At 71.3% G+C, this 17,101-nt stretch carries 14 protein-coding genes and 1 pseudogene; 6 read left to right on the forward strand and 9 right to left on the reverse strand.

The annotated features are described in order from the left end of the window. Positions 1-16: 16 nt before the first annotated feature. The 3 genes from MWU75_RS00735 to MWU75_RS00745 all read right to left on the reverse strand — a co-directional run bounded on the left by MWU75_RS00735 (position 17) and on the right by MWU75_RS00745 (position 3,107). The gene (locus tag MWU75_RS00735; protein ID WP_247087471.1) at positions 17-1,042 is read right to left on the reverse strand and encodes a nitronate monooxygenase; all 1,026 of its coding nucleotides are present in this window, start codon (positions 1,040-1,042) and stop codon (positions 17-19) included. Between the two features lie 52 nt (positions 1,043-1,094). After that, entirely contained in the window at positions 1,095-2,336 is a 1,242-nt protein-coding gene (locus tag MWU75_RS00740; protein WP_247087473.1) for a DUF4143 domain-containing protein, read from the reverse strand. A gap of 207 nt (positions 2,337-2,543) precedes the next feature. Then, a complete protein-coding gene (locus tag MWU75_RS00745; RefSeq protein ID WP_247087475.1) occupies positions 2,544-3,107 on the reverse strand; it encodes a Uma2 family endonuclease in 564 nt (187 codons plus the stop codon). A gap of 94 nt (positions 3,108-3,201) precedes the next feature. Between MWU75_RS00745 and fdhD the strand changes: the two genes are divergently transcribed. Genes fdhD through MWU75_RS00760 form a run of 3 tightly spaced genes read left to right on the forward strand, consistent with a single transcriptional unit; the run spans position 3,202 to position 6,024 of the window. Next, positions 3,202-4,053, forward strand: a complete 852-nt coding sequence (fdhD, locus tag MWU75_RS00750) for a formate dehydrogenase accessory sulfurtransferase FdhD (protein WP_247087477.1) — start codon at positions 3,202-3,204, stop codon at positions 4,051-4,053. Next, positions 4,046-4,750 carry a Crp/Fnr family transcriptional regulator gene (locus MWU75_RS00755; protein WP_247087479.1) on the forward strand — a complete coding sequence of 235 codons (705 nt, stop codon included), beginning with the start codon at positions 4,046-4,048 and terminating at the stop codon, positions 4,748-4,750. The genes fdhD and MWU75_RS00755 overlap by 8 nt, the downstream gene beginning before the upstream one ends. Before the next feature lie 50 nt (positions 4,751-4,800). Next, entirely contained in the window at positions 4,801-6,024 is a 1,224-nt protein-coding gene (locus MWU75_RS00760) for a hypothetical protein (RefSeq protein ID WP_247087481.1), read from the forward strand. 50 nt (positions 6,025-6,074) lie between these two features. Here MWU75_RS00760 and MWU75_RS00765 read toward each other — a convergent pair whose 3' ends face one another. The 4 genes from MWU75_RS00765 to MWU75_RS00780 form a co-directional block, all read right to left on the reverse strand. Then, positions 6,075-7,997 (reverse strand): cation-translocating P-type ATPase, encoded by a 1,923-nt coding sequence (locus tag MWU75_RS00765; RefSeq protein WP_247087483.1) that lies wholly within the window; start codon positions 7,995-7,997, stop codon positions 6,075-6,077. An 88-nt stretch (positions 7,998-8,085) separates the two neighbouring features. Then, on the reverse strand, positions 8,086-8,331 hold the full coding sequence (locus MWU75_RS00770; protein ID WP_247087485.1) for a heavy-metal-associated domain-containing protein: 246 nt from the start codon (positions 8,329-8,331) through the stop codon (positions 8,086-8,088). Between the two features lie 148 nt (positions 8,332-8,479). Beyond that, on the reverse strand, positions 8,480-8,872 hold the full coding sequence (locus MWU75_RS00775) for an SHOCT domain-containing protein (protein WP_247087487.1): 393 nt from the start codon (positions 8,870-8,872) through the stop codon (positions 8,480-8,482). Positions 8,873-9,001: 129 nt separating this feature from the next. Beyond that, complete coding sequence (locus MWU75_RS00780; protein ID WP_247087489.1) at positions 9,002-10,111, reverse strand: ATP-binding protein; 1,110 nt, start codon at positions 10,109-10,111, stop codon at positions 9,002-9,004. A gap of 156 nt (positions 10,112-10,267) precedes the next feature. On the opposite strand from MWU75_RS00780, the gene MWU75_RS00785 reads away from it, so the two are divergent. Both MWU75_RS00785 and MWU75_RS00790 read left to right on the forward strand, forming a co-directional pair. Next, complete coding sequence (locus MWU75_RS00785; protein ID WP_247087492.1) at positions 10,268-11,899, forward strand: MDR family MFS transporter; 1,632 nt, start codon at positions 10,268-10,270, stop codon at positions 11,897-11,899. 53 nt (positions 11,900-11,952) lie between these two features. Further along, entirely contained in the window at positions 11,953-12,513 is a 561-nt protein-coding gene (locus tag MWU75_RS00790; RefSeq protein ID WP_247087494.1) for a dihydrofolate reductase family protein, read from the forward strand. A 323-nt stretch (positions 12,514-12,836) separates the two neighbouring features. Here MWU75_RS00790 and MWU75_RS00795 read toward each other — a convergent pair whose 3' ends face one another. Continuing rightward, a complete protein-coding gene (locus MWU75_RS00795; protein ID WP_348647716.1) occupies positions 12,837-14,705 on the reverse strand; it encodes a glycoside hydrolase family 15 protein in 1,869 nt (622 codons plus the stop codon). Between the two features lie 167 nt (positions 14,706-14,872). On the opposite strand from MWU75_RS00795, the gene MWU75_RS00800 reads away from it, so the two are divergent. Next, positions 14,873-16,075 (forward strand): NAD(P)/FAD-dependent oxidoreductase, encoded by a 1,203-nt coding sequence (locus MWU75_RS00800; RefSeq protein ID WP_247087498.1) that lies wholly within the window; start codon positions 14,873-14,875, stop codon positions 16,073-16,075. Here the strand turns inward: MWU75_RS00800 and MWU75_RS20145 are convergent. Further along, positions 16,053-17,087: pseudogene (locus MWU75_RS20145) on the reverse strand (helix-turn-helix transcriptional regulator); the annotation flags it as partial. The gene MWU75_RS00800 and the pseudogene MWU75_RS20145 overlap by 23 nt on opposite strands. Positions 17,088-17,101: the final 14 nt, after the last annotated feature.

Genomic DNA, 17,101 nt, shown 5'->3' on the forward strand with positions numbered 1-17,101 from the left:
GTGCCCGACCTGACCCCTAGGAGTCCGCCAAGGCCCGCACGACATCGGCGGCCGGCACCTCCCGGCAGGCGCGCCAGCCGACACCTGCCCAGATGTGTATGCCGTGCACGTCGCCTGAGCGCGCGGCCGCCGCCCGCACCGGTTTGGTGAGCTGGTCGATGACGGGGAAGGCGGGCGGGGCGATGGCGTCGAAGCTGTCGACGAAGCCGTTGCGGCCCGCCCCCGCGGGGCGCCCGCTGAAGGCGCGGGTCACGACGCGCTCGGTGAGGCCTGGGTCGCGCAGGGCCGCGCGGTAGGTGGGTGAGGCTCCGGACTCCGGCGTGAGCAGCAGTGCTGTGCCGACCTGGACCGCGGTGGCGCCGGCGTCGCGGGCACGCCGGACGTCGCCCGCCGTCGTGATCCCGCCCGCGGCGACCAACGGCAGGTCGGTGCCGGGCGCCACACCGGCCAGCAGCCCGAGGTGGTCGATCGGCTCCGGCGCGGCCTGCGGGTCGTGCGTGCCCCGGTGCGCTCCGGCCTCGCGGCCCTGCAGGATCAGCACGTCCGCGCCGGCGGCCTCCGCGGCCAGGGCCTCGGCGGCGGACGTGGCCGTGACGTGCACCTCGCAGCCGACGGACTTCCAGCGGGCGACCACCTCGGGCTCGGGGACGCCGAACGTGCAGGAGACCACCGGCGGGGCCCACGCCTCGACGAGGGCCACCTTGTCGGCCCAGTGATCCGTGTCGCCCCACACCGGCTCACCGGGAGCCACCCCGAGTGGTTCGGCGACGGCGAGGAGCGCCTCGCGATAGGCCGTGACGGCCGGCTCGAGGCCGGCACGGTCGAGCCGGTGCGGGACGAAGAGGTTGACACCGAAGGGGAGGCGGGTGCGGTCCTCGGTGTCGGCGATGTCCGCGGCCAGCTGCTCGGGGGTGCGGTAGCCGGCGGCCAACATGCCCAAGCCCCCGGCCTCGCTCACCGCCGCCACGAGCGACGGGGTGCTGACCCCGCCCGCCATCGGGGCGCCCACGACCGGGCACTCCAGGTCGCGCAGCCGACTCACCGCGGGACCTCTGAGTTCGTGGCCATTCCCGGAGCCTAATGGGTGTGCAGTCCTAGCCGGACGCGACCTGGCGAGACTCATTGGTGGGGCCGGCGACGAGGGCGATGGGCACCGCCCACACGCGGTCTGCCAGCGGATAGGTGTCACCTCCGGTGTGCACGACATACCCCTGGGTGAACCGGTCGCCCAACGCATCGCGGAGCCACACCAGGTGGCGCGCATCTGTGGATGTCGGCCGTGAGCCTCGCTTCACCTCGAGCCCGAGAACGCGGTTGCCCACCTCGACGACGACGTCGACCTCTCTCCCGCCTCCGCTCGTCCGCACGTGCGTCAGCACCCCGCCGACGAGGTCGACCTGCGGCCGGAGCTGTTGCAGCACGAAGCTTTCCAGGTAGTGACCCGCCATCGTGGGGGATGCGTGGAGGTCCTCCAGCGCGAGGTCGGCGAGGCTCAGGGCCAGCGCCGTGTCGGCGAAGTGGCGCTTGGGATAGCTGGTCAGCCGCTTCAGCCGGTTGCTCTCGAAGGCCGCGCTCGGCGCCGCCAGGTGAGTTCGTTGCAGGATGTCGTCGTACGCCTTCCAGGTGACCTTGTTGATGTCCGACGCCTCCCAGATGCGCTGCTCCGGCACCGCCTGGGACTCCAGGGTCGCGAGGACCCGCATCGTGCGCAGCAGCCGCGAGGAGTCGCGCCCCTCCTCACCCGCGCGCTGGGAGACCAGGCCGGCGTAGGCATCTAGAAACAGCCTGGCGTCCGGCATGGCTCTGGTCGCCGGAAAGCCGGAGCTCAGCAGCCAGCGGAGATCGAAGCGCGCGGGTATCCCCGCCGTCACGACAGGCGTGTCGCCGTCCAGCGCGGACCGGAGGAAGGGAGCGGTCGAGCCTCCGCCGTCGAGTTCGGCGAGGGTCATGGGCCGCATCACCAGGCGGACCGCACGCGCCGTCAGCGGATAGGTGGGGCCGTAGGTCGCCGGCTCGACGCTGCCGGTCAGGATGAAGCGGCCGGGTTGCGGGTCGTCGTCGACGAGCCCCTTCAGGGCCCACAGCAGGTCGGTGCCGGCCAGCTGCCACTCGTCGATCAACACGGGCGGCTCAAGCGCCGCGAGGTAGGTCTCTGGACTCGCGGTGAGCTGGTCGCGGTCGCGCGGCAGCATGACCCTGGAGTTCGCCAGGCGTCGGGCCGAGGTGGTCTTTCCGGCTCCCCGCGGCCCGTCGAGTAGCACGATGGGGGCCGTTGTCAGGGCGGCTGCGAGCGCTCCATCAAGGAGTCGCGGGAGGTAGTCGGTCGACCCATCCATGCATAAAAGGTTACCGACTGTCTGCATTTGCGGCTAGTCGGTATCGGGTTTTGCACACGCCAGTGCGCCCAGCCACGCAGGTTGGGCTGCTCGGCATACTTCGGGGAGAGCGATCTGCGCATCATGAGTATCCGCAGACCGGATAATCACTGGTAATCGGGGGTGCAGGAGGGTCCGGGCGGGCCAGATCAGGGCCGCTGGCGGTCGCTATCCAGAGGAGCTGGGAGCGCGCGTCAGGGCACTGGGCACGACCCGCAACGCCCAGGGTGAGCTGAGCTCGGCGGCCTCGTCGCCGGTCACGTGGGCCACCAGTTCGTAGCCCTGGTCGGTGAGGTGCCAGGCACGCAGTGACTCCTCGTGCGGGTCGATCACCCAGTAGTCCGGGCACTCGGCGGCCTCGTAGCGGGAGAGCTTCAGGCCCAGGTCGATGTGCCGGGTGCTCGGGGACAGGATCTCGACGGCCAGCAGGGGCGTGCCCTCGACGCGGCGGTCGCTGACTGAGCTGTCGGCCGCCACGAGGACATCTGGCTGCACCATCGTGTCCGGTCCCAGCCGGATGTCCAGCGGCGCCACAAAGACCTCGTGCCCCGGCGGGGCTGGACCGGCCAACAGAGCCCACAGCTTCGTGACCACCCGTTGGTGCACCGGCACCGGTGACGGCGTCACGATGAGCACCCCGTCGATGAGCTCGTATCGGTGCCCGTCGTCGACATCACGGATCACCTCGAAGTCCTCGAGGGTCAACGGCCGGCTCTGGGGCAGTGCCACCATGGCTGCCATTCTGCCTCCTTCGGTCCATCGCTGCACTCTGCCTGACGGGCCAGGCACCCACCGCGAGTTATCCACAGCCGGTTACAGTGCGCCTATGGTGCGCGTGACCAAGCCCTGGCGGGTGACCCGCCTGCGAGGTGACGGGTCCACCCGGGTGCGTGCCGACATACTGGCCGGGGAGGAGCCTCTGGAGGTCCGGCTGGGCGGGCGCCCGTTCAACGTCACGATGCGGACTCCCGGCCACGACTTCGAGCTGGTCGCGGGGTTCCTGGTCAGCGAGGGGGTCGTGGTCGACCGGGAGCAGATCCGCTCGATGGACTACCGCGCGGGGATCGCGGCCGGCGGCGAGCGGGACTACAACGTCGTCGACGTGAGGTTGGCCGAGGATGTGCCACTGCCGGACACCTACATCGAGCGGCACGTCTACACCTCCAGCAGCTGCGGCGTCTGCGGCACCGCGTCCATCGAGACGGTGCGCAAGACCTCGCAGTATGCCGTCAGCCAGGACCCCCTGACCGTCCCCCTGGGTGTGCTGCTGGGTCTGCCGGATGCGTTGCGGGCCGAGCAGTCGGTCTTCGAGCGGACCGGCGGGGTGCACGCGGCGGGGCTCTTCGTGGACGGTGAGCTGGTCTGCCTCCGGGAGGACGTGGGCCGGCACAACGCGGTCGACAAGGTCGTCGGGTGGGCGCTGCTGGAGGGGCGGGTGCCGCTGACCGGCACGGTGCTGCAGGTGTCCGGGCGGGCCTCCTTCGAGCTCGTGCAGAAGGCCGCGATGGCAGGCATCCCCGTGCTGTCGGCCGTGTCGGCGCCGTCCGCGCTCGCCGTGGAGCTGGGGGAGGAGCTCGGGCTGACGGTGATCGGCTTCAACCGCGGTGAGATGCTGAACGTCTACACCCGGCACGACCGGGTGAGCGGTGCGGGCGAGGAGCGCGAGACCGGTGCTTGAGATCGCCGACGTGACCGAGGGCTCCGACGACCTGTGCGTCGCCCGGGTCCCGCTCTTCCAGGCGCTGCGCCGCGAGGAGCAGGAGGCGGTGGCCGGGCTGGCCCGGCCGGTGCGGGTCGCCCGGGGCGACCGGATCTACTCCGCCGGCGAGGACGTCTCCCAGCTGATGGTCGTGCACACCGGCCTGCTGAAGATCAGCCGCATCTCCGCGGACGGACAGGAGCAGATCATCCGGGTGCTCGAGCCGGGGGAGTTCGTGGGGGAGTCCGCCTTCCTCAACGGCGGGCGGCCCGACCACTTCGCGACGGCGCTGGAGGCGGGCAGTATGTGCGTGTTCCGGCACCAGGACGTCGGTGCCCTGATCGCGCGGCACCCGAGCATCGGACTGCGCATGCTGCAGGGGGTGAGCCGGCGGCTGGAGCAGACCGAGGAGCGGCTGGCGGCCGCGACGTCGGTGGAGGTCGGGGGACGGCTTGCGCGCTACCTGCTCGACCTGCCGGCCCAGCACGGCACGACGGGCGCGATGTCGGTCCGGTTGCCGCTGGCCAAGAAGGACATCGCCTCCCTGCTGGACACCACCCCGGAGTCGCTCAGCCGGCAGCTGCGGCGGTTGCAGGACGCCGGGGTCATCGACCAGCGCGGGTTGCGCGAGGTGCGCCTGCTCGACCTCGACCGGCTGCTGGCCCTGGCCGACTGACGGCTCCGGTCCGGTCCGCCCGCTCGGTCCGGGGATGACAGGATCGGCGGGTGCGATGGACTGCGGTGGCCCCCGTGACCTGGCCGAGCGACCAGGCACTCGACGTGTGGTGGCCCGGCGCCGTGGCCGAGACGTTGGCGATCGATGAGGCGGGCGGTGGGGCCGCAGGGATCTTCGAGGTGGACGGACAGCACGTGCGGCTCGTGTCCGGGGAACACCTGCAGCCCGGCGCGGTCTATCGCTGGGTGCCGCCCGAGGGAGCCATCGGCTCGGCCGCGTGGGGGATCGGGGGCCGACCCGCCCGGCGTGACGTCTACCTGGAGTATCAGGAGGTGGACCGCCCCCGTCGCAGGGTCGAGGTCAGGGTCGACGGCCTCGACGCCTGCGGATCGGTCAGCGCCACCAGCACGCTGGAGCACCTCGCGGCCGAGGCGTCGTTCGTCCCGCACCGGGACCAGCTGCTGGACGTCGAGGTCAGGCTCGACTGGCTGGCCGTGCGGCTGCGGGCGCGTGTGACCCCGGCCGAGAGCGGCGAGCAGCTCCGGGTGTCGCTGCGGGTGGTGGGGCGCGGCATCTGGAGGCCGGTGATCGCGCCGCTGCTCGTGCCCGTCGGGCCCTATCTGCGCCACCTGCTCACCGAGGAGACGGAGCAGGTCGCCGACCGGCTGACCCACCTGGAGGAGGACCCGCGCGGTGACGGTGCCCCCGAGCGCGAGCTGGCACGGATCCGTGCTGGGGCCGAGCTGATCCGGGGGCGCCTGCACGAGGTGGTGCGCGCCGTGGACGCGCGGCCGTGGTGGTCCGGTCGTCGGGCCCGGCACCTGCGCGAGGCGTTCGCCGCGCTCCCGGCCGTCGGCACCGGCTGGCCGCCCGTGACGCCGGCGATCACCTACGGCGAGAGCGGGCGGTGGTGGGACGAGGAGCAGTGGATCTTCGACCGCTTCCTCGAGGCCGAGCCGTGGCGTCGCAAGCGGCACGAGGAGGTCGACACGCAGGTCGACAACTGGCTGCGCTCGCAGGAGGCGATGGTCAAGCACATCGCCGAGCAGCAGGCCCAGCTGACGGCGACGCCGGACCCGGCCGATCAGGTGGACCTCAGCACAGCGGCCGAGCTCAACGACTGGCTGGACCTGTCGTGGCTGGCCACGCCGTGGTCCACCGTCCGACACCTGATGAGCAAGGGCTCAGAGACCGACGACGACCTGCCTGTCCTGGAGACCGACGAGGACGCGCGGCGCTACGTCACCACGATGTTCAAGGAGATGCGCGGGTGATGTCCGCAGCCCGACGCTGAAGACGTCGGCGGCCGAGGCGTGCCTGCCGGTCAGACAGCTCGCGCGGGCTCGGCCCGCACCGGGCGGCTGTGCCCGGTGCGCGACTCGTGGAGCTGGGCCGCCACCGGCTCGCGGTGCCGCACCAGGCGGACGGCGTTGAGGATGACGACCAGCACGCTGATCTCGTGCACGAGCATGCCCGAGGCCATGAAGACCACACCGAGGAGCACACCCGCGACCAGCGCGGCGACGGTGCCCAGGGCGATCGCGGTGTTCTGCGTCATGTTGCGGACCGTGGCCCGCGCGACCGAGCGCGCCTGCAGCAGCTGGTCGAACCGGTTGCCTACCAGGATCACGTCGGCGGTCTGCACCGAGACATCCGTGCCGGCGCCCATCGCCAGCCCGAGGTCGGCGGTCGCGATCGCCGGGGCGTCGTTGATGCCGTCGCCGACCATGGCGACGGTCCGGCCCTGCTCCTTCAGCTCGGTGACCAGGCGCACCTTGTCCTGGGGCAGCAACCCGGCGTGCACCTCGTCGATGCCGACCACGTCGGCGACCGCGCGGGCGGTGTGCTCGTTGTCGCCGGTGAGCATCACGAACCGGTCGATGCCGTGGCGCCGCAGCTGGTCGATGGCCGGCGCGGCCTCCGGGCGGACCCGGTCGGCGATCGCGATGAGCCCGACGAGCTGACCGTCGACCCCGACGTGGACCACCGTGTGCCCGGCCTGCTCCAGCGCCACCGCGCGCAGCCGCACGGCGTCGCTGACCGGGGTGGTGAGCAGGTCGGACGTGCCGACCGCGACCCGGCTCGGCACGCCGTCGCTGGTCACGGTGCCGACGATGCCCCGGCCCACGACCACCTCGACGTCGTCGGGGGAGCCGGCGACCGGCATACTGCCGTCCCTGGCGTGCTCCACGATGGTGCGGCCGAGGGGGTGCTCGGAGGCCTGCTCCACCGCCGCGGCGAGGGTGAGCACCGCCTCGGGGGAGTATGCCGGGTGCTCGCTGATCACGTCCGTCACCTCTGGCCTGCCGACGGTGAGCGTCCCGGTCTTGTCGAGCACCAGGGTGTCGACCCTGGCGAGCCGCTCGATCGCGTCGCCGCCCTTGATGAGGGCGCCGTGGCGGGCCGCGTTGCCGAGGCCTGCGACGAGCGAGACGGGGGTGGAGATGACGAGCGCGCCCGGGCAGGCGATGACCAGGAAGGTCAGCGCGAGACGGAGGTCGCGCGAGATGAGGAAGGTGAGGACGGCGCCGACCACGATGGCCGGGGTGTAGATTGCGGCGAACCTGTCGAGGAAGCGCTGGACGCTGGCCTTGGAGTCCTGGGCGTCCTCCACCAGCTCGATGATCTGGGCGAAGGTGGTGTCCTCGCCGACCCGGTCGGCGGTCAGCTCGAGATAGCCGGTGTCCAGCACCGTGCCGGACCACAGCTGGTCGGCGACGCCCTTGCTGACCGGGACGGGCTCACCGGTGATGGTGGCCTCGTCGACCAGGGCCGTGCCGTGCGTGACGGTGCCGTCGACCGGGACCCGGCCGCCGGACCGGACGATCACGCGCTCGCCGACCTCGACGTCGTCGACGGGGACCGTGACGGTGGCGCCGTCGCGGACCACCTCCGCCTCCTGCGGGGCGAGGTCGACCAGCTCGCGCAGGGACCGGCGGGTGCGGTCCATCGTGCGGGCCTCGAGGTAGGAGCCGAAGACGAACAGGAACGAGACGACGGCGGACTCGACGAACTCTCCGATGATGAGCGCGCCGGTCACCGCGATCGTCACGAGCAGGTCGATGCTGAAGGTCCGCACGCGCAGCGCGCGCCACGCGGCGACCGCGATCGGGGCGCCGGCCAGGACCGAGGCGACGACCAGCGAGACGTCCCGCATGGCGCCCTGGCCGCTCAGGTGCAGGGCCAGGGCGAGCAGGAGCAGGGCACCGGAGACGGCCGCGGTGCGGGCCTTGAGGGACAGGGACATGGGGTTGCCTCCAGTGCGTGGGTGGATGTCGGCGTGGGTGATGGGTGGGTGTCGGTGAGGGGGTCGGCGGCGTGCGCGGAGTCGCCGGTCAGCCCGCGACGCGGGCGCGCAGCACCGGGTAGCCCAGGCCGGTGATCGTCTCCCGGATCTCCTCGGTGGTGATCTCGGCGGGGTCGAAGCCGACGTCGACGCGCGCGCTGTTGAACTTCACCTTCACCCACTCCACGCCGGGCAGGCGCCCGACGGCCGACTGGATCTTCTTGATGCAGGACGGGCAGGTGAACGGCTCGGTGGTGAACCGGGCGGTGAGGGTCGTGGTGGTGGCGACGGACATGGTGCTCACTCCTTGGGGTGCTTTCGTGGACACCCTCAGAGTCGCCCCTTCCGGCACGGATCTCCTTGACGTGGGTCAAGCCGTGACACAACGCAGCGCGGGTGCGCGGCGTTGTCGCCACGCACCCGCGCTGGGTGTGTCTACCGGGTCAGGCCGACTGCAGGGCCTTCCCCTTGAGGGTGTTGAACTCGTCCGGGGTGATGGTCCCGGCGTCGAGCAGCTCCTTGGCCTCGGCGATCTGCTGGGCCGGGCTGGCCGTGGCGACCGACCGGATGTAGTCGTCGGTGGCGGCCTTGCTCTCCCCGATCGCGGCGGCGCTGCGCTCGGCCATGCCGCCGCCGCGGACAATGAGGTAGACCAGCGCGGTGAGCACCGGCAGGAAGATCAGCAGCACCATCCAGACGGCCTTCATCCAGCCGGAGAGCTCGCTGTCCCGGAAGAGATCAGTGATGATCGCGAAGAGGGCGACCAGGGCGGCGATGAAGATGAACGCCCAGAAGAAGACCAGGACGAGGTCCCAGAACGAATCCAGAAAGTCCATGGGGAGACTCCAATCTCGGGGTGAGCCCGCCGACAGCGCCGGTGTGCCCTGCTAGTCAAGCGCTCGGGGTCCCCCTTGGCAATCCCCCTGTTCGGGTGAGAGATCCGGGCGAGCCCGGGCACGGCATACTCAACCGAGCGGCACCCGCACGTCCGACCCGCCCTCCTGGGTGATCCGGGCCCCCATCTGCACCAGCATGGGGTGCGTGACAAACCCGCCGGCGAACAGCGCCTGTCCCTGTCGGAAGGACGCCGAGCGTCTCAGCGCGTCCTCGGGGACGAAGCCGAAGACGTCGGCGAGCTCGGCCAGGTCGCGCGGTGCGTTCATCCGCATCAGCCCCAGGTTGTCGCACTGGGAGAGCACGTTGGGGTGGATCTTGGTGGGGCGCTGGGTCGACAGGAACAGCCAGAGCCCGAACTTGCGCCCCTCGGCCGCGATCTGGATGACCTGGTCGGTGAGCAGCTGCTCGACCGGCGTGACTGGGGTCGGTGGGCAGATGTTGTGGGCCTCGTCGATGACGATGAGCACAGGACGGCGCGACTCCCGGGTCGCCCACAGGTGCTCTAGCACGCTGAGCGCCGCGACCTTCAGCTCCGCGGGGTGGGCGAACCCGCCCAGGTCGAGCACCGTGGCGCGGGGGCGCTCGTCGACGACGTCGGTGGCGGCCTGCGCCCCTCGGGCCCACAGACCCCACTCGAGGACCTGCAGGTTCTCGATCCGGGTCGCGAGCCGTGCCTGACCCGGGTTCCCGGAGGCCCGCAGCGAGGCCACGAAGTCCGCGTCCCTGAAGTGCTCAGGATCGGAGTCGACATGGAGCAGCACGTTGTACTCCTCCGCGTCGGCGATCGGGTCGAGCCGGAGCACGGCGGCCTTGGCGACGGTCGACAGGTCCTTGAACCGGGCGTGCAGGCGTGGGCCGTCCGGCCGGCTGGTGTGCAGCACGCGCAGGTCCTTCCCGCCGAGGGCGGTACCGGCGTCCGGGTCGGCGGCCGGGTGCGGCTCACTGATGCGACTGAAGTCCGCATTCGGGTCGAGGACCAGCAGCGGCAGCTCGGTGCGCAGCAGCAGCTGTTCGAGGACCACCCCGAGGGCGTAGGTCTTGCCCGAGCCGCTCTGACCGCACCAGAAGGTGTGCCGGTTGAACCGGCTGGCATCGAGCTCGGCCGGGTCCTGGCTCGCCACGAGCTCCGGACCCTCCTGGGACAGATCGAGGCGGGTGCCGATCGGGAGGTTCACCATGGCCGAACACTACCGGCGACCGGCCGTCGGCGGCGGGAGCAGTGTCGTCGGCGAACTCGATACTTAAGTAGGGTGGGTGGCCGGAACACCGGGGGGCGTCACGGCGTTGTGCTCCCGGTTAATCACGTTTGCTCTACCTAATCCACGAGGGATCCCATGGCTTTGTCGACCCCAGAAACAGCACCGGACACGGTGGCTCCCGACCGCGCACCGATCGTGCTCACCCAGCGCACCGTGTGGCTGATCTTCGGCGCCCTGATGGCGAGCATGTTCCTCTCCTCGCTCGACCAGTCGATCGTCGGCACCGCGATGCCCACGATCGTCGGTGAGCTCAACGGCGTGGCCCACCAGGGCTGGATCATCACCATCTATATCCTCGCGGTCGCCATCGTCATGCCGCTCTACGGCAAGGCGGGCGACGTCTTCGGCCGCCGCTGGCCGTTCCTCATCGCCATCACGTTGTTCACCGTCGCCTCAGCGGGCGCCGGGTTCGCCGGGACGTTCACCGAGCTGGTGCTCTGGCGCGGCGTCCAGGGCCTGGGTGGCGGTGGCCTGATGATCCTGTCGCAGGCGATCATCGCCGACATCGTCCCGGCCCGGGAGCGCGGCAAGTACATGGGACCGATGGGCGCCCTGTTCGGCATCGCCGCGGTCGCCGGCCCGCTGCTCGGCGGCTGGTTCACCGACAACCACGACTGGCGCTGGGCGTTCTGGATCAACATCCCGATCGGCATCGCCGCGATCGCCATCGCCTGGTTCGCGCTGCGCCTGCCCAGCCACCGGGCCAGCAAGCGCTTGGACATCGCGGGCGCGACGCTGCTCGTGATCGCCGCGTCCTCGGTCGTGCTGATCACCAGCTGGGAGAGCCTGTCCGGCGGAGCCGGCTACGACTGGTCGGACTGGCGCCTGCTCGGGCTGGCCGGTCTCATCGTGGCCTCCATCGCCGTGTTCATCCCGGTGGAGCAGCGCGCCGCCGACCCGGTGCTGCCGCTGCACCTGTTCAAGAACCCGACGTTCACCCTCACCACCACGATCGGCCTGGTCATCGGCATGGGCATGTTCGCCGCCCTGGGCTTCCTGCCGACCTTCCTGCAGATGTCCAACGGCGTCGGCGTCACCGCCTCCGGGCTGCTGCTCATCCCGATGATGGTCGGCGTCATGGGCACGGCCATCTGGTCCGGTTTCGCCATCACCAAGACCGGGCGCTACCGTCGCTACCCGATCGCTGGCATGGCGACCGCCACCCTCGGTCTGGTCTGGTTGACCCAGCTGGACGCGAACACGCCGTTGTGGCTGTTCGGCATCATGATCTTCGTCCTGGGTGCCGGGCTGGGTCTGGTGATGCAGACCATCGTCCTCGCCGTGCAGAACGCGGTCGACCCGCACGAGCTGGGCACCGCCACGAGCGCCAACAACTTCTTCCGCGAGATCGGTGCGGCCGTCGGCATCGCGCTGTTCAGCAGCATCTTCACCTCCCGGCTGGTCACCAACCTCGAGGGTGTCTTTGCCGGCGTGCCGATCCCCGAGGGGGGCGGCGGGGCGGAGTCGCTGACGCCTGAGATCGTCAAGAACCTGCCCGAGCCGCTGCATACCGGCGTCATCGAGGGGTATGCCGACGCGCTGGCTCCCGCGTTCTGGTATCTCGTGCCGCTGCTTGCCCTGGGCTTCCTCCTGACCCTCTTCCTCAAGGAGATCAAGCTCTCGGACATCGCGGGAATGGTCGCCCGTGGCGAGGCGGTCACCGAGCCGCCGGCACCGGTCCTGGACGGTGACCCCGCGCACCGATGAGTTCCTGAGGACGGACCGGTCCACACGACATACTCGCCATCCCAGGAGGAGCCATGCGCAAGATAGTCAGTGGACTGTTCCACTCCCTCGACGGTGCCGTCGAGAGCCCGGACCAGTGGCAGTTCGACAGCTTCGACCCCGAGCTGGAGGAGTTGATGATGCGGACCATCGGCAGCATCGACGAGACCGTGATGGGCCGGGTGACCTATGAGGAGTGGGCCGGCTACTGGCCGTCCCCGGAGCGGGAGGCGGACGATGAGTTCGCCACCTTCATCAACACCGTGCCCAAGCACGTGGCCTCGACCACGCTGACCGGGCCGCTGGAGTGGCAGAACTCGACTCTCATCGAGGGCGACCTGCACGACCACGTCCGCTCGCTGAAAGAGCAACAGGGCCAGGACATCGGCGTGCAGGGCAGCACCAGCATCGTGCGCGACCTGTTCCTCGCCGGGCTGCTCGACGAGCTGATCCTGATCACCCACCCGGTGGTGGCTGGCGGCTCCTTCCGGCGCCTGTTCCAGCCGGGTGATCCCACCACCCGGCTGGAACTAGTCGACCTGGTGCGGACCTCGGCCGGCAACGCGGTGCAGACCTACCACCTGCGTCGCGACTGACCGCCGTCCTCGCCCCAGCGGGCGCCACACACCAGTTGCGCCACACCTCATTTGCGCCACAGGCGCCCAGTCGCACCTCCGCGCGGCCACCGCCACTCGTCTTCGAGCGCCCCCGCGTTCTTCGAGCCGACTGCAGTCGGCCTGAGGAACGGTGAGGGGCTCGAAGTAGTGGGAAGCCGCCGTGTGCGGGGCCGAAGTAGTGGGGAGCCGGCGTGGGGAGCGAAGTGGTGGGAGGCGGCGCGGGGACCGAAGTGGTGAGCTCGAAGTGGGCGAAGCGGTAGGGGAGCCGGCGTGGGGGCGAAGCGGTGGGGAGTCGAACTGGCTCAGCGGCCGATCGGCTCCTCCCCGCGCGACACCGCGTCGTGGTGGGGCTCCACCCTTCGTGCCCGGCCCTCTGCGTGCTCGGCTGCCTTCTGCAGGCCGCTCAGGCGCCGGGCCGTGTTGACCAGGCCCACGTGGCTGAACGCCTGGGGCGTGTTGCCCAGGTGGCGGCCCGAGACGGGGTCGACCTCCTCGGCGAGCAGCCCGAGGTCGTTGCGCAGTGCGAGGAGGCGCTCGAAGTGCTCGCGGCCCTCGTCGACCCGCCCGATGCCGGTGAGGGCGTCGGCCAGCCAGAAGCTGCACAGCAGGAAGGCGCCCTCGTCGCCGGGGAGCCCGTCCACGCCGTGCTCGGTCCGGTAGCGCAGCACGTAGCCACCCTCGGTCAGGTCGCGCTGGACCGCCTCGACCGTGCCGACGACCCGCTCGTCGTCCCACGGCAGGAAGCCCACCTGCGGGATCAGGAGTAGCGCGGCGTCCAGGCCGGGCGAGCCGTAGTACTGGGTGAACGTCCCGCGGTCGACGTCGAAACCCTCCGCGCAGACCTCGTCGTGGATCTGGGAGCGCAGTGCCTTCCACCGGTCGACAGGGCCCTCCAGCCCGAACTTCTCCACCGCCTTGACCGCACAGTCCAGCCCGGCCCACGCCATCACCTTGGAGTGCACGAAGTGACGGTCTGGCCCGCGGATCTCCCACAGCGACTTGTCCGCGCGCTGCCAGTTGCCCTCGAGGAAGTCGAGCATCGCCAGCTGCAGGTCCCACGCGTCGGGCGCGGCCGACAGGCCGGACTCCCGGGCGATGTGGAGCATGTCGAGGACCTCGCCCCAGACGTCCAGCTGGAACTGGCCCGCGGCACCGTTGCCGATCCGGACCGGTGCTGAGCCCTCGTAGCCGGGCAGCCAGTCCAGCTCGTACTCCGGCAGCCGGCGACGGCCGTCGATGCCATACATGATCTGCAGGTCTGCCGGGTCGCCGGCGACGGCACGCAGCAGCCAGTCGCGCCAGGCGCCAGCCTCCTCGACGAAGCCGGTGCCGAGCAGCGCCTGGAGGGTGAACGTCGCGTCGCGCAGCCAGCAGTAGCGGTAGTCCCAGTTGCGCGAGCCGCCGATGTCCTCCGGCAGGGAGGTCGTGGCGGCGGCGACGATGCCACCCGAGGGGGCATAGGTCAGGCCCTTCAGCGTGACCAGGGACCGGCGCACCGCCTCGTCCCACCCGCCGTCGTAGGACAGGTGGGAGGTCCACTCCTCCCAGTACCGCTCGGTGTCGGCGAGCACCCGCTCTGGGTCCCGGCGGACGGGCTCCGGGTCGTGGCTCGGGTGATGGGTGAGGACGAACGGCACCCGGTCGCCCGCGGCGACCTCGAAGTCGGCGGAGGTCGTCAGGTCGTGCCCGTGGACGTCGATGGGCGTGTCCAGCCACACCGAGTCCGGTCCGGCGATGGCCGAGAGCTGGTGCCCGTCGCGCCGGACCCACGGGACGACGCTGCCGTAGTCGAAGCGCAGCCGCAGGTCGGTGCGCATCCGGACTCGCCCGGACACTCCCTCCACGATGCGGACCACGTCCGCGGCATTGTCGCGCACCGGCATCAGGTCGATCACCCGGACGCTGCCCTCCGGCGTCTCCCACTCGGTCTCCAGGATGAGCGAGTCGTCGCGGTACTGCCGCCGCGTGCACCGGTCGGCCCCAGCCGGGGCGAGACGCCAGAAGCCGTGGTCGTCGGTGCCGAGCAGCTTGGCGAAGCACGCACCGGAGTCGAACCGGGGCAGGCACAGCCAGTCGATCGAGCCGTTGTTGCCCACCAGCGCCATGGTGTGCAGGTCGCCGATGACCCCGTAGTCCTCGATCGGCAGTGCCACGCGTCCTCCGTCCCACACCGTCGCGGCCCGACGGCACTCTCCCGTCCTACCGGTCGAGCGCCCGACCCGCAACCGAACGGTCCCGCCACCCCGTGGGAAGACCCCCCAGGTGGGGGGTGGTGCCGACGCGCGTGGTGCCGGACGGTGGATTCAGCGGCCGATCCTCGGCCGGGTGAGGGAGCGTCATGGACGACGAGGTCATGGTGATCGGCGGGGGACCGGGAGGGTTGTCCTGCGCGGCCGAGCTCGGGGCGCGCGGGGTCTCCGCGACGGTGCTGGAGCGCGGCGACGGTCCGGGGGCGGCCTGGGCGAGGCGCTACGACGCGCTCCGGTTCAACACCAGCCGGCGCAACTCCCACCTGCCGGGAGCGCCGTTCCCCCGGGAGTGGGGCCAGTTCCCCACGCGCGATCACTACGTGGACTACCTGAGGCAGTATGCCGAGGCGCGCCGCGTGCGGGTCCGCACCGGTGTCGACGTGGGCCGGTTGGACCCGGTCGACGACATGTGGCGGGTGACCACCAGCCAGGGGGAGGCGACGGCCCGCCACGTGGTCGTGGCGACCGGCCTGGCGAACCGCCCGGTGCTCCCGGGCTGGGCGCACGACCCGGCCTTCGGCGGGACGGTGCTGCACCCGGACGACTACCGCAACCCGGCCCCCTTCCAGGGGCAGGACGTGGTGGTCGTCGGGGCCGGCTCCTCGGGGCTGGAACTGTCCCACGACCTGGCCACCGGGGGAGCGGGCCGGGTCAGTCTCGCCATCCGGACGCCACCCAACATCCTGTTCCGCGAGGTCGGCGGCGCGCCCTCCGACCTGCCCGTGCCTCTGTTCCTGCACCTGCCGGACTGGCTCGTGGACCGGATGCTCGCTGCCCTGCAGCGACGGGTCGTCGGTGACCTCACGGCATACGGACTGCCGCCCGCGCCGGAAGGGGCGATCACCGGCCTGAAGCGCCGCGGCGCCGGAACGGCGGTGGTGGACCCGGAGGTGATTGACTCCATCCGGGAGGGACTCATCAGGGTGGTGCCGGCTGCGACGGGCCTCGACGCGGACGGTGTGGTGCTGGCCGGCGGGCAGCGGCTGCGTGCCGACGTGGTTCTGGTGGCGACCGGCTATGCCACGGGCCTGGAACCGCTCGCCGGCCACCTGGACGTGCTCGACGATCGCGGGATGCCGTGGGCCAGGTCCGCGGAGGAGGCGCTGCCCGGGCTGCGGTTCGTGGGCTATGTGTACCGGCCGGGGCTCACCGGCTTCGTCGGGCGACAGGCTCGGCGGGTCGCACGCGAGATCGCGGCTCGTGGGACAGCAACGCCGCCAGCTCGGGACGGCTGGACACCCCCAGCTTCGCGAAGACCGACTTCACGTGACCGCGCAGGGTCTCCGGGCTGATCCAGAGCTCCCGGGCGATCTGGCCCGTAGACATCCCGTGGAGCAACAACTGGGTGACCTCGCGCTCGCGGTCGGTGAGCTGGTGGAGGCCGAGCAGCAGGGGCGCCAGGTCGGCCCGCCGGGCGGGCTCGAGCACGAGCGCGGTGGTGCCGCGCTGACCGTTGCCGTCCCCGTCCGAGAGACGGACCCCGCGCACCACCAGCCACTCGCCGTCCCGGGAGCGCGCCCGCGCCATGGCGGGCTGGTCCAGCGGGGCGCCAGGCGACCTGTCGTCAGCCGAACCGTTCGGTGACGCGTCGCCCGCCGGGCCCGCGGCCAGGACACGGGCCTGCTGGGCCACCTCGTGGAGCACGATCGCGGCGTCAACCTCCTGGGGTTCGCCGAGCCAGGCGGTCGCCTGCGCGGTGAGTGAGACCACGGCTCCCTCGTCGTCGAGGACCACCATGGCGGGTGACTGTCCCGGCTCGCCGCCCGTGAGGTCGCCGAGCAGGTAGCAGGTGCGGATGCCGTTGCCCACGTGCGGCGCGATGGCAGCGACCAGGTCGACCTCCTCGGCGGTGAAGAAGGGGTCGTCGGCCCGGCGGGTCAGGCAGGCGTGGCCCCACGCCACCCGTCCGGTGGCGAAGACGGCCCGGAGCTCGTCGCCGTAGCCGTGCGGCCCGTAGATCCGCGCCCACCGGGTGCTCTGTGCTAGGTCGCCGGCGGTGCTCGCGCTGAGGGCGACGGCCGTCAAGCCCTCCCGCGCCAGCTCCCAGAACTTGTTGAGGTCGTCCTCGGTGAGCTCGCACGCGATGAGGTCACGGTGCAGGTCGTGGTCCACGTCCTCGCCGTAGACGGCGTTGATGAGCATGGTGTCCGGGTCGATGAGGATCCACCCGGCCGCCGCGTAGGGCACCTCGGTCCGGACCAGGGTGGCCACGGACTCGAACAGTTCCAGGGGGTCCTGCGCACGCGCGCACACCCTGGCCACCCGTTCGACCAGGCGGTCACGATGGCTGCGGTGCGGCAGCATGCTGTGCCATTGTG

This window comes from Ornithinimicrobium sp. F0845 (assembly GCF_023015765.1).
Classification (GTDB): Bacteria; Actinomycetota; Actinomycetes; order Actinomycetales; family Dermatophilaceae; genus Ornithinicoccus.

Coding starts and splice junctions, on each gene's coding strand:
- MWU75_RS00785 (WP_247087492.1), top strand. CDS start 10,268: ATGGCTTTGTCGACCCCAGAAACAGCACCGGACACGGTGGCTCCCGAC.
- MWU75_RS00775 (WP_247087487.1), bottom strand. CDS start 8,872: ATGGACTTTCTGGATTCGTTCTGGGACCTCGTCCTGGTCTTCTTCTGG.
- MWU75_RS00745 (WP_247087475.1), bottom strand. CDS start 3,107: ATGGTGGCACTGCCCCAGAGCCGGCCGTTGACCCTCGAGGACTTCGAG.
- MWU75_RS00765 (WP_247087483.1), bottom strand. CDS start 7,997: ATGTCCCTGTCCCTCAAGGCCCGCACCGCGGCCGTCTCCGGTGCCCTG.
- MWU75_RS00790 (WP_247087494.1), top strand. CDS start 11,953: ATGCGCAAGATAGTCAGTGGACTGTTCCACTCCCTCGACGGTGCCGTC.
- fdhD (WP_247087477.1), top strand. CDS start 3,202: ATGGTGCGCGTGACCAAGCCCTGGCGGGTGACCCGCCTGCGAGGTGAC.
- MWU75_RS00740 (WP_247087473.1), bottom strand. CDS start 2,336: ATGGATGGGTCGACCGACTACCTCCCGCGACTCCTTGATGGAGCGCTC.
- MWU75_RS00800 (WP_247087498.1), top strand. CDS start 14,873: ATGGACGACGAGGTCATGGTGATCGGCGGGGGACCGGGAGGGTTGTCC.
- MWU75_RS00770 (WP_247087485.1), bottom strand. CDS start 8,331: ATGTCCGTCGCCACCACCACGACCCTCACCGCCCGGTTCACCACCGAG.
- MWU75_RS00780 (WP_247087489.1), bottom strand. CDS start 10,111: ATGGTGAACCTCCCGATCGGCACCCGCCTCGATCTGTCCCAGGAGGGT.